At 75.1% G+C, this 11,476-nt stretch carries 9 protein-coding genes and 1 riboswitch; of the genes, 4 read left to right on the forward strand and 5 right to left on the reverse strand.

Annotated elements, in window-relative coordinates; all coding sequences use genetic code 11:
- The 5 genes from ABT381_RS32900 to ABT381_RS32920 form a co-directional block, all read right to left on the reverse strand.
- On the reverse strand, positions 1 to 2,086 hold a 2,086-nt coding region (locus ABT381_RS32900; protein WP_351600763.1), incomplete at its 3' end, for an ABC transporter ATP-binding protein.
- A gap of 339 nt (positions 2,087 to 2,425) precedes the next feature.
- The gene (locus ABT381_RS32905) at positions 2,426 to 2,536 is read right to left on the reverse strand and encodes a SapB/AmfS family lanthipeptide (protein WP_351600767.1); all 111 of its coding nucleotides are present in this window, start codon (positions 2,534 to 2,536) and stop codon (positions 2,426 to 2,428) included.
- 26 nt (positions 2,537 to 2,562) lie between these two features.
- Complete coding sequence (gene lanKC, locus ABT381_RS32910) at positions 2,563 to 5,196, reverse strand: class III lanthionine synthetase LanKC (protein WP_351600770.1); 2,634 nt, start codon at positions 5,194 to 5,196, stop codon at positions 2,563 to 2,565.
- Positions 5,197 to 5,360: 164 nt separating this feature from the next.
- Positions 5,361 to 5,594: a ferredoxin gene (locus ABT381_RS32915; protein WP_351600773.1), complete on the reverse strand. Its 234-nt coding sequence runs from the start codon at positions 5,592 to 5,594 to the stop codon at positions 5,361 to 5,363.
- A 4-nt stretch (positions 5,595 to 5,598) separates the two neighbouring features.
- Complete coding sequence (locus tag ABT381_RS32920) at positions 5,599 to 7,050, reverse strand: aldehyde dehydrogenase (protein ID WP_351600776.1); 1,452 nt, start codon at positions 7,048 to 7,050, stop codon at positions 5,599 to 5,601.
- Positions 7,051 to 7,179: 129 nt separating this feature from the next.
- Here ABT381_RS32920 and ABT381_RS32925 point away from each other — a divergent pair, with 129 nt between their 5' ends.
- The 4 genes from ABT381_RS32925 to ABT381_RS32940 form a co-directional block, all read left to right on the forward strand.
- Positions 7,180 to 8,217: a Strvi_7410 family MBL fold metallo-hydrolase gene (locus ABT381_RS32925; RefSeq protein WP_351600779.1), complete on the forward strand. Its 1,038-nt coding sequence runs from the start codon at positions 7,180 to 7,182 to the stop codon at positions 8,215 to 8,217.
- 82 nt (positions 8,218 to 8,299) lie between these two features.
- A riboswitch (cobalamin riboswitch) is annotated at positions 8,300 to 8,439 on the forward strand.
- Between the two features lie 178 nt (positions 8,440 to 8,617).
- Positions 8,618 to 9,874, forward strand: coding sequence for an SCO2321 family membrane protein (locus tag ABT381_RS32930; RefSeq protein WP_351600782.1), 1,257 nt, complete (start codon positions 8,618 to 8,620; stop codon positions 9,872 to 9,874).
- Positions 9,871 to 10,599 (forward strand): SCO2322 family protein, encoded by a 729-nt coding sequence (locus ABT381_RS32935; protein WP_467754215.1) that lies wholly within the window; start codon positions 9,871 to 9,873, stop codon positions 10,597 to 10,599. Before ABT381_RS32930 ends, ABT381_RS32935 begins: the two co-directional genes overlap by 4 nt.
- Positions 10,596 to 11,476 (forward strand): CbiQ family ECF transporter T component (locus ABT381_RS32940; protein ID WP_351600785.1); only part of this gene is annotated, 881 nt, incomplete at its 3' end. The genes ABT381_RS32935 and ABT381_RS32940, both read left to right, overlap by 4 nt.

Here is an 11,476-nt window from a genome sequence, read left to right on the forward strand (position 1 = left end):
CGGACGGCGACGGCAGCCGCGGCGCCGCCACGGGCGTCAGCCCCTCCGGCCGTCCCGCCGCGGGGCGCTCCCCCTCGGCCCGCGCCCGCTCCGGCCGCGTCCCCTCCTGGCGGGTCCCCTCCTGGCGCGGCCCGTGGCCGATCGCCCGCCGCGGCCGCGCGGCGCCCGCCCCGGCCGGCGGTTCCCCCGCCACGACCGGCTCCCCCGCCGGCTTCCCCGCCGGCAGTTCCCCCGCGGGCCGGCGAACCTTCAGCCGGGCCGTCGGAACGTCCTCCACCCGCCGGGGCCGCGGCCGGTCCTCCCCCCGGTCCTCCAGCTCCGGCGCCGCCTCGTCGTCCGGGCCGAAGAGGGCCCGGTAACGCCGGTCCTTCCAGAGCGCCTCGTGCGAGGCCAGAGCCCGGATGCGGCCCGCGTGGAGCCAGGCGACCAGGTCGGCGCGGGCCGCGGTGGCGGCGCGGTGCGCGATGATCAGACGGGTCCCGGCGCGTACGTCGCGCAGCAGCGCGCGGCCGACGCGGAGTTCGGTGACCGTGTCGAGGCTCGACGTCGCGTCGTCCAGGATCAGCAGCCGCTCGGCGTGCGCGAACGCACGGGCCAGGCCCAGGCGTTGCACCTCCCCGCCGGACAGCGGCACATCGGCGCAGGGCGTGGCGTACCCCTCGGGCAGCCGCCGGATGAAGGAGGCCGCGCCCGCCGCGTGGGCCGCCGCCTCCACGTCGCCCGGACCCGGCTCGTACACCCCGTACGCCACGGTGTCGTGGACCGTGTCGCCCAGCAGCGCGGGCCGTTCGAAGGCGTAGCCGATCGAGCGGCGCAGCGCGTAGTGGCTGAGGCGGCGCAGCGGCTCGCCGTCCAGCAGTACCTCGCCCGCGTCCGGTTCGGTCAGCCGCCCGGCGACCGCGGCGAGCACGGACTTGCCGGTGCCGGAGCGGCCGACGACGGCCATCGTGCAGCCTGCCGGCACCGTCAGGTCGAGCCCGTCCAGGACGGTGTGCCCGGCCTTCCGTACGGTGATGCCGCGCAGTTCGAGCGCCCCCGCGCACGTCCCGGCGCCCGTTTCCGTACGCGCGCCTGTTTCCGTACCCGCGCCCGCCTTCTCCGGTACGGCCTCGCCCGCCGCCTCCCGGTCGCCGTACTCGATGGCGGGCAGGTCCTGGAGCTCGGTGAGCCTGCGGGCCGCGGCGCGGCTGTGCACCAGGCCGTTGAGGTGGCCGACGAGCATGCCGACGCCGGCCGCGAGCACGGCGTACCGGGAGGCGGCGAGCAGGTCGCCGACGCTGAGGGCGCCACTGAGCAGCCGCAGCCCGCCGACGGCGAGCACCGCGATCTGCAGCAGCGGGACCAGCGCGGCGGCCTGGGCCGTGGACCGGCCCTGCACCCGCCACATGCGGTGGCCCTGGCGGGAGAGCGCGGGCAGCGGCGTGAGGATGCGGGCGGCCTCGCGCTCGTGGCTGCCGGCGGCGGCGATGGTGCGGGCGCCGCCGATCGCTTCGAGCAGGCGCCCCGCGATGTCGCCCTGTATCCGCTGGTACTGCGCCACGCAGTCCCCCGTCTCGCGGACGAAGGCGCGCATCAGCAGCGCCAGCAGCGGCAGTCCGACGACGAAGGCGGCCGCGGTCCACGGGTCGAGCAGGGCCAGCGCCACCAGCGCGCCGACCGGCGTGAGCGCCGTCGCGGCGGTGGCGGCCAGCGCGGTGGGCGCGGTGCCGGCCGTGCCGGCGTTGCCGACGATGCGCGACACCAGGTCACCGGGCTCGTGGCGGTCGGTCGCCGCGGGCCCCGCTGCCAGTACGCCGCGCAGCGCCCGGCGCCGCAGCCAGGCGGTGGCGCGGGGGTCCGTCGTGCCGGTGAGCAGCCCGTCCAGCGCGCCGATGAGGATGAGCAGGGCGGTGAGCCCGGCGCAGGCGAGCAGCCACGGCTGCGCGGGGCGGCCGTCGAGCAGCAGGTCGAGCGTGTGGCCGAGGGTGGCCGGGAGGGCGAGACCGACCGCGGCGCCACCGGTGGTGAGCAGCAGGACTGCCGAGGCCCGGGGGGCGCTGTGGCGCAGCGCGCCGAGCAGCAGCCGGTCGGCGGGTTTGGCGGTCACGGGTTCTTCCTCCCAGACGGAGTCTCGCGGACGGGGGGGTGCGGTGAGCTGTACCTGACAGGCGAAGAAGCGGAGCTGTGGGGGTGGTGCGCGTGCGGCTCCCCCAGGAGCCGCACGCGCACCGGTTCGTCCCGGCGTCGGCCACCGGAGCAGGCCGGACGGTGCGGGCGGTGTGCCGTGTCCGGACCGGATCGGACCTCACGATCCGGGCCGGGCACGGTCACCTCCCGTACCGCGGTCGGCCTGTATCACCTCCCGGTCCGCGGTCGACGCGTACCGGAACGAACCTGATCAGGGGCGGCGGGCCGGACGGAGCCGGGCCACCGCGGGGATGACGCGCTAGCAGATGAGGAGGCTCAGGGTGCTGTCGCAGTCCAGCAAGCTGTCGGTACTGTCCTCGCCGCTCCCGTGCTCCGGGGCCTCCAGCATCTGCAGATCGAGCAGTGCCACGTGGCACGTCCTTCCGTTGGTCGGTTTCAGTGCCGCAGCCCGTCCGGCGCCGGCAGCGGCGGGAGGAACGGCAGCTGTACGGGGTCCTCGTGCAGGGCCGAGCCCAGGGCCAGCAGGCAGCCGGCCGTGCCCGTGGACAGGTCCATGGAGAGCCGCATCATCTGGTCGCCGGGGAAGGCCAGTTCGCCGCGGTAGGGCATGGCGTACCAGCTCAGGTCGGCGATCTGTGCGGCGAGCGCGGCCTCGACGTCGGGGTCGGGGGTCGTCGTGCGGGCCAGGTGCAGCACCATGCCGGCGCGGCCCCTGAAGAGGCCGGGCTGCGCGTAGAAGCGGGCCTGGGTGGCCGGCAGGATCGCGGCCCTGGCCTCCTCGAACTCCGCGTCGGCGCGGTGCGTCAGATAGTCGTCGAGCACCATCGCGATGCCCGCCGAGCCCGCGCCGAGGTACGGCATGGTGCGCCAGCCCTCGTCGACCAGCAGGGTGCCGCGTTCGTTGCGCACGCACCGGGCGAGGTCGCTGCGCAGCGCCTGCGCGGCGAGATCGAGCAGCCCGGGGTCGCCGGTGCCCTCGTACAGCCGCAGGAAGAGCAGCGCGGGGCCGCTCGCGCCGCGCAGCAGTCCGGCCCGGTTCGCGCAGCTCTCCAGCCGGTCGGCGGCGTGTCCCGCCGCCTCCAGCGCCCGGTCGCGCAGCTCGCGTTCGCCGCGTCGGCGCGCCAGGTGGTCCAGGGTGAGGCCGATGCCGGCCAGCCCGCCGTACAGGTCGGGCGCGAGGCGGTACCACTTCTCGGCGAGCACCCGCTCGATCAGCTCGTCGGCCCGTTCGCGGTGGCCGAGCCGGTCCAGTACGTAGGCGACGCCGGCGAGTCCGTCGTAGCACCCGAGGGGGGTGCCGAGGGGAGGCGGAGCGGTCTGCCGCAGTAACCACTCCTCGCCCTCCTCGAACCCCTCGGCACCCGTCTCGTGGAGCGCGTACAGGACACCGGCCGCCCCGTGGGCGATGCCGAGTCCGCCGCCGTCGGCGAACTGGGCGATGTCGCCGGGGAACAGGCGGTCCGTGCGCTCGGGCGTGGCCGAGGCGAGGATGCCCCGGACCATGGACTCGCGGCTGCGCGGCCAGTCGGCCGGGTCGCAGACGTACGGTTCGCGGGTGTCGACCGCGACGAGGTGGCGGGCCTGCGCGGGGCGCCGGATGCGCGGCCTGGCGGGCCGGTGCGCGCAGATCGTCCGCACGGCCTCCTCCAGGAAACCGGCCGGCACGCCGGGGAATTCGCGGACGACGATCTCGGCGAGGTCCGCCGCCTTCTCCCGCTCGATGGTCAGCAGCGTGGTCATCGGCAGGAAGAGCGCGAGGCGCAGGCAGGCCAGCGCGTACCGGTCGACGTCGTAGCCGGTGCGCTCGCGCGGGGCGAGGAAGCCGGGGTGCGCGAGGGACTGCCGGGTCCCTTCGCCGCTGCCGGCGGCGGCCTCGAAGTCCAGCAGCGTGACGCTCTGTTCGTCGGGCGCGACCATGACGTTGAACATGTGCAGGTCGTTGTGGACCAGGCCGCGGCGGTGCACCGCGGCGACGGCCTGCTCGACGGCGTTGTACATGCCCAGCGCCCACTCGGTGTACGAGGTGAGCGCCTCCGGGTCGGGGTCGGCGGTGAGCAGCGGGTGGCGCTCGGCGAAGAAGGAGTTCAGCGGCTTGCCCGGGATGTGCTCCAGGACCAGGAAGCGGTGGTCGCCGACGGTGAGCCAGTCGCGCACCTCGGGGGCCACGCCGAGGCCCGACAGCCGCTCCAGCGCGGCGCGTTCGCGCTCCAGGCGGGTGACCGCGTCGGCGAGGTCGGCGGCGAGGCCGGCGTGCGGCCTCGCCTCCTTCAGGACCACCCTCTCACCGGTGCTCCGGTCCCGGCCGGCGTAGACGCCGCCCCCGTTGGAGAAGTGCAGCGCCGACTCGATGGCGTACGGCAGGTCGGCGACGGTCGTGGCGTTGCGGGCCGCGAGCTGCGGGGCCAGGAAGCCGGGCAGCGGCACCCACTCCGGCGGCCGGAAGGCGGGCTCGCGGCGGTCCGGGACCAGCCGTCCTTCGGCGTTCTCGATGGCGGGCACGAGCGCGCCCGTGCCGTCGACGCAGTACCGCCGGGCGAAGCCGCCGTACCGCACGTACAGCGGTCCGTCGTTCCACCGCAGGTCGCTCAGGATGTAGGGGCCCGGCTCGCCGTCCAGCAGCGAGCCCAGCTCCTCCAGAACGCGGTGGCATTCCGCTTCGTCCAGCGGGTAAATGGTGGCGAATTTGCCGCTGGCGGCCCGGTCGGCGTACTTGGAATTCCGCAGGTGCAGCGGGCGCGGGCCCGGCACGAATTTGAACGGAATGGACCTGGCGACGCAGTAGTCCCAGACCTTGGACGCTATCTTCTCCGCATTGTCCGGGCAGGCCGACACATGTATCTTCCACCCCTGCTTCGGCCTGCCCGGACGCGGGTTCCCCTCGCTGTCCACGGGATTGACGTGGAGCCAGTCCCCGGAGAGGAAACAGCGCCACCCTTCGGGGACCGCGCGTTGCGCCGCTTCGTAGACCGCACTGTCGTCAGCTGCGGCACTTTCCCCGACGGACAAACGGTCCGGGGTTTCATAGAAATACCTGTCAGCCAGGCAGTACACCTCGTACCGCTTATCCATCGTCTCCCCCCTCGGCGGCGTGGAATAGAGATTTCCACGCAACGGGAGGGACGGACAGTCACAGATGTCATGAGATCACCGTGAGGAACGCACAGGTAACTCTAAGTACGGACCAGGGGCTCGCTCATCCGTTCGACGGGGCGGGCGGGGCGTACGGGGCGGCGCTACTCCTCCGGCGGGAAGACTGATTCCCCGGAGTCCGCCTCCGTAATCAGGATCGCCTCGACCGGACATCCCTCGGCGGCCGACAGCACGGCCTCACGGGCGTCCGTCTCGCCCGCCACCGGGTGCGACTGCCGCGCGGAGTCCAGCCGGAAGTCCCCGGGCGCCATGCTCGCGCACAGCCCCGAGCCGATGCAGACCCCGCGGTCCACCTCCACCTGCCAGCGGTCGCCCATGCGCTCACTCCCCCGCCGGGAGGTGGATCATCTTGTGCTCCAGATACGCGCCGTACCCCTCGGGGCCGAACTCCCGCCCGATGCCGCTGTTCTTGTAGCCGCCGAACGGCCCGAGCATGTCCAGGCTGAAGGTGTTCACGGAGTACGTGCCGGTGCGCACCCGGCGCGCCACCTCGATGCCGCGCTCGGTGTCCGCCGTCCACACCGATCCGGAGAGCCCGTAGTCGGAGTCGTTCGCGATCCGTACCGCCTCGTCCTCGTCCTCGTACGGCAGCAGGCAGATCACCGGGCCGAAGATCTCCTCGCGGGCGATCCGCATACCGGGCGTGACCTCGCCGAAGAGGGTGGGCTCGACGTACCAGCCGGTGGCCTGGTCCGCCGGGCGGCCGCCGCCGGCCAGCACCTTGGCGCCCTCCTGCTGCCCGGCCGCGATGTACTCCAGCGACCGGCGCCGCTGCCGCTCGGCGACCAGCGGGCCGACCTCGGTGGCCGCGTCCAGCGGATCGCCGACCTTCAGGGCGGTGGCCGCTGCGGCGAACCGCTCGGCGATCTCCTCGTAGTGGGAGCGCGGCGCGAGGATGCGGGTCTGGGCCACACACGCCTGCCCGTTGAGCATCCAGGCGAAGGGGGTGATCCCGGCGACCGCCGCGTCCAGGTCCGCGTCCGGCAGGATCACCGCGGCCGACTTGCCGCCCAACTCCAGTGTCACGCGGGTGAGCCGGCGCGCGGCCACCTCCATGACGCGTTTGCCGGCCGCGACCGACCCGGTGAAGGACACCTTGTCCACGCCCGGGTGCCCGACCAGGTACTCGCTGACCTCCCGGTCGGCCGGGAGGATGGACAGCACACCCTCGGGCAGCCCGGCCTCGGCCGCGATCTCCGCGAGCAGATACGCGTCCAGCGGCGTCTCCGGCGACACCTTCAGCACCGCCGAGCACCCGGCCAGCAGCGCGGGCGCGAGCTTGGCGGCGGCGGTGAACTGCGGGACGTTCCACGGCACCACGGCCGCGACCACCCCGACCGGCTCGCGGCGGATCAGCAGCGGCCCGAGGAGGCCCTGCCGCCGCTCCTCGTAGGCGAAGTCGCGGGCGACCGTGATCGCCGCGTCCCAGGCCAGCATCGCGGCGAGCGACTGCACCATGACGCCCGCGGTGTACGGGGTGCCGTTCTGCGCGCTGATGAGCCGCGCGAACTCCTCGCTCCGCACGGCGAACGCGTCCTTGATCCGCGTGATCACCGCGATCCGGTCGGCGAGCGGGGTGTCCGCCCAGACGCCGGAGTCGAAGGACGCGCGGGCCGCCGTGACGGCGCGGTCCACGTCGGCCCGGGAGGCGTGCGGCACCCGGCCGATGACCTGCTCGGTGTGCGGGGAGACGACCTCGATGGTGTCCCGCCCTGCGGGATCGACCCACTCGCCGCCTATGTAGAGCTGTCCGTGCTCGATCAGATCGGCCATCGACTCCGCCTCCCGCGGTCACCGCGATACGTGACGTAAATCTGACGCTGCATCAGAACTGATACCAGTTCTAGCTATAGTGGGCAACGGTGAGGCACGCGACGGCGTGCGGGCCGGGAGGGGCAGGACATGCCGCACGTGATCGACCACCGGGGCGGGGTGTGGAGCATCGCCGTGCCCATACCGGACAACCCGCTCGGGCACACCCTCGTCCATGTACTGGAGACGGACCGCGGCCCGGTGCTGATCGACACCGGCTGGGACGACCCGGACTCCTGGGACGCCCTCGCCGCCGGGCTCACCGCCTGCGGCACCGACGTGGCCGATCTGCACGGCGTCCTGGTCACTCACCACCACCCGGATCACCACGGTCTGTCGGCGCGGGTCAGGGAGGCGTCCGGCGCGTGGATCGCGATGCACGCGGCCGACACGGAGGTCGTCCGCCGCACCCGTGAGGCCGAGCCGGGCACGTGGCTGACGTACGTCATCGCGAAACTGGCCTCGGCTGGCGCGCCCGAGGACCACCTCGCGCCGCTCTACGCGGCCCGCGCCGAGGGGCGCACGCGCGGGCTCCCGGACCAGCGTCCCGCGCTCCCGGACCGCGAGATCGTCCCCGGCGAGCTGCTGGACCTCGCGGGGCGGCGGCTGCGCGCGGTCTGGACGCCGGGCCACACACCGGGCCACGTCTGCCTCCACCTGGAGGAGGCGCACCCGGCGGCGCGCCCCGGGCACGGCCGGCTCTTCTCCGGCGACCACCTGCTGCCGGGCATCACGCCGCACGTCGGCCTGTACGAGGACCCGGACGACGCGACGGTCACCGATCCCCTCGGCGACTATCTGGACTCCCTGGAGCGGATCGCGCGGCTCGGCGTCGCCGAGGTCCTCCCGGCCCACCAGCACGCCTTCACCGGCGCCGCCGAGCGGGCGGCGGAGCTCGTCGCGCACCACGAGGAACGGCTCGGCGGCCTGCGCGCCCTGCTCGCCGCCCCGCTCACGCCCTGGCAGCTCGCCGAGACCATGACGTGGAACCGCCCGTGGGAGGAGATCCCGTACGGCTCGCGCACCATCGCCGTCTCCGAGGCCGAGGCGCACCTGCGGCGCCTGGTGAAGGCGGGGCTGGCCGAGCCGGTGCCGGGCTCGGAACCGGTGACGTACCGGGCGGTGTGAGGCACGCGGCTGCCGGAGGCGGTGGGCCCGGGCGGCCACGCAGCCCTTCTGCACGTGCCGGAGACCGGCCGCTACCCGCCGGTTAAAGTGGTCCGGACAAGTTCATTCGTGCCCGACCGGGGGAAGCCGGTGGAAAACCGGCGCTGACCCGCAGCCGTGAGCCCTGGCGCGCATCCGTGCGCCGGAGCGAGCCGGAACGCCCGGCGGGGCACGCCCAAGGCTCCCGCGTACCGTACGGCCGCCCTTCATCGGCCGTCCGGCGCGCGGCACCGTCGAGGTATACGGAGCTGAGCCCGGTGCCACCGCGCCCGCGCGCCGCGCGCGACGTGGTGCGGCGGAGTACGGCTGCGTGACCTCCCACCTCGCGCACCCCGCGAACCGACCGAGAGGCACCGACCCCATGGCCATCACGGCCCGCTCCCTCGCCGCCCCGGCGCGCCGCTGCGCCGCGGCCCTGGCCGCCGCCGTGCTGTGCGCGGCCGCTGCCCCCGCCGCGTTCGCCGCCGACCCCGCGCCCGCCGCGTCCCCCAAGCTCCCGAAGGGCCTGTACGGCAGCACGGACCCGAAGTACGACGGCGTCTGGCGGCAGTCGCTGGCGCTGCTGGCGCAGGACACCGCGGGCGTGCGCCCGGCGGACTCGGCGGTGGACTGGCTCGCCGGGCAGCAGTGCGCCGACGGCGCGTTCACCGCGTACCGCGCCGACCCGAAGCAGGGCTGCGACGCGAAGACGATGCGGGACACCAACCAGACGGCCGCCGCCGTGCAGGCGCTGGCCGCGGTCGGCGGGCATGCGGACGCGGTGCGCAAGGGCGTCTCCTGGCTGAAGTCCGCCCAGAACGACGACGGCGGCTGGGGCTCGGCCGCCGGCGCCCCGAGCGACGCCAACTCCACTTCGGTGGTGATCGGCGCGCTGGCCGCCACGGGCACGAAGCCCGAGTCGGTGACGGCCAAGAAGGGCGGCACGTCGCCGTACGACGGGCTGCTCGCCTTCCGGCTCGGCTGCGACGCGAAGAAGAAGGACCGCGGCGCGTTCGCCTTCCAGGCCAAGGACGGGAAGCTCGCCGCCAATGAGGACGCGACGGCCGCCGCGGTACTGGGGGCGCTGGGGAAGGGCTTCGTCGTCGAGCCGGGTGCGGACGCCGCGAAGCCGGCGTCCTGCGAGGACGCCGCGAAGGACCCGCACGCGGCCGCCGCCGACGGCGCGGCCCACCTCGTCTCCGTCCTGGACGCGCACGGCCACCACCTGATGTCCGCGATGCCCGGCGCCGAGGCGCAGCCGGACGTCGGCAACACCGCCGACGCCGTCGTCGCGCTGGCCGCCGCGGGGCGTGCCGACGAGGCGAAGCGGTCGCTGGGCTGGCTGCGCGGGCACTCGGCGGCCTGGGCGAAGCAGAGCGGCCCGGCCGCGTACGCGCAGCTGATCCTCGCCACGCACGCCACCGGCGGCGACCCGCACGACTTCGGCGGCACGGACCTGGTGACGAAGCTCAACGCGACCGGCCCGAAGCCGGCGGCCGCCTCGGCCCGGCAGGACGGCAAGGACCAGAAGCAGGACGAGGGCGGCATCTCCGTGTGGTGGGTCGTGGTCGTCGGCCTGGCGGCGGGCGCCGGCATCGGCTTCCTGGTGAGCGGCCGCCGGAAGCAGAACCAGCTGTGAGCAGCGCCGTCCGTATCGCACGCGGCATCGGCGCCCTGGCCCTGGCCGGCACGGCCACGGGCCTGGCCGCCGCGCCCGCGCACGCCGAGGAGTACCGCTACTGGTCCTTCTGGACGGCGGACGCGGCGGCCCACGGGGGCGGTGGCTGGACGTACGCCACCGAGGGGCCCTCGACGGCCCGCCCCGCAGACGGCGGCGTGGCCGGCTTCCGCTTCACCGTCAGCGCCGACTCCGCGCGCGCCACGAAGCCGCGCGCGGCCGCCGACTTCGACGCGGTCTGCGGCGGCACGAAGGCGGCGGACGGCCGCAAGCGGGTCGCCGTCGTCCTCGACTTCGGCACGGCGGCCGACGCCCCGAAGGGCGAGAACCCGCCCGCGGCCCGTACGGAGTGCGCGCGGGTCCCCGAGGACGCGAGCGCGGGCGACGCGCTGGCCGCGGTCGCGGCGCCGCTGCGGTACGACTCCAGTGCGCTGCTGTGCGCGATAGCCGGTTATCCGGAAAAGGGCTGCGCCGAGCAGGCGGGCGGGTCGTCGAAGGGCTCCGGCGAGTCCACCGGGTCCACCGGGTCCGCGGCGCCCGATGGTGGCGCGTCCGGCTCCGGTGCGTCCGGCTCCGGCGAGCACACCGGTGCCGGTGGGCCCTCCGCCGGCCTGATGGGCGGCATCGCCGCGGTTGCCGTCCTCGGCGCCGCCGCGGTGTGGCAGGCCCGGCGCCGGCGCGGATGACCGGCACCCGAGCCCCCGCCCGGCTGCGCGCCCCCGCCCGGCTGCGTGCTCCCCTCGCCACGCGGGGGCGTGCGCTGCACGCCGGCGCGTGGTGGCTGTGGGCGCTGGGCCTGGCGACGGCCGCGTCCCGCACCACCAACCCGCTGCTCCTCGGCCTGCTCATCGGCGTCGCCGGATACGTGGTCGCGGCCCGCCGCTCCGACGCGCCCTGGGCCCGGTCCTACGGCGCGTTCGTCAAGCTCGGCCTGGTCGTGCTCGCCATCCGGCTGGTCTTCGCCTTCGTACTCGGCTCGCCCGTCCCCGGTACGCACCTCCTGGTCACGCTCCCCGAAGTGCCGCTGCCCGACTGGGCGCGCGGCGTGCGGATCGGCGGCCGGGTCACCGCCGAGGGGATGCTCTTCGCGCTGTACGACGGGCTGAAGCTGGCCACGCTGCTGATCTGCGTGGGCGCCGCCAACGCGCTCGCCAACCCGGCCCGCCTGCTGAAGTCCCTGCCCGGCGCGCTCTACGAAGCGGGCGTGGCCGTCGTCGTGGCGATGACCTTCGCCCCGAACCTGGTCGCCGACGTCCAGCGGCTGCGCGCGGCGCGCCGGCTGCGCGGCCGCCCCGACCGCGGTGTCAAGGCACTGCTCCAGGTCGGACTGCCGGTGCTGGAGGGCGCGTTGGAGCGTTCGGTGGCGCTCGCGGCGGCGATGGACGCCCGCGGGTACGGGCGTACCGCGCAGGTGGCGCGCGCCGTCCGGCACACCACCACGGCCCTCACGCTCGGCGGCCTCCTCGGCATCTGCGCCGGCACGTACGGACTGCTCGCGGCCCAGGGCGCCGGTTACGGACTTCCGGTGCTGGCCGCCGGGCTCGCCGCCGCGCTCGCCGGGCT

It is taken from the genome of Streptomyces sp. NPDC000151 (assembly GCF_040301705.1).
Taxonomy (GTDB): Bacteria; Actinomycetota; Actinomycetes; order Streptomycetales; family Streptomycetaceae; genus Streptomyces.

Coding starts and splice junctions, on each gene's coding strand:
- lanKC (WP_351600770.1), bottom strand. CDS start 5,196: ATGGATAAGCGGTACGAGGTGTACTGCCTGGCTGACAGGTATTTCTAT.
- ABT381_RS32915 (WP_351600773.1), bottom strand. CDS start 5,594: ATGGGCGACCGCTGGCAGGTGGAGGTGGACCGCGGGGTCTGCATCGGC.
- ABT381_RS32920 (WP_351600776.1), bottom strand. CDS start 7,050: ATGGCCGATCTGATCGAGCACGGACAGCTCTACATAGGCGGCGAGTGG.
- ABT381_RS32925 (WP_351600779.1), top strand. CDS start 7,180: ATGCCGCACGTGATCGACCACCGGGGCGGGGTGTGGAGCATCGCCGTG.
- ABT381_RS32930 (WP_351600782.1), top strand. CDS start 8,618: ATGGCCATCACGGCCCGCTCCCTCGCCGCCCCGGCGCGCCGCTGCGCC.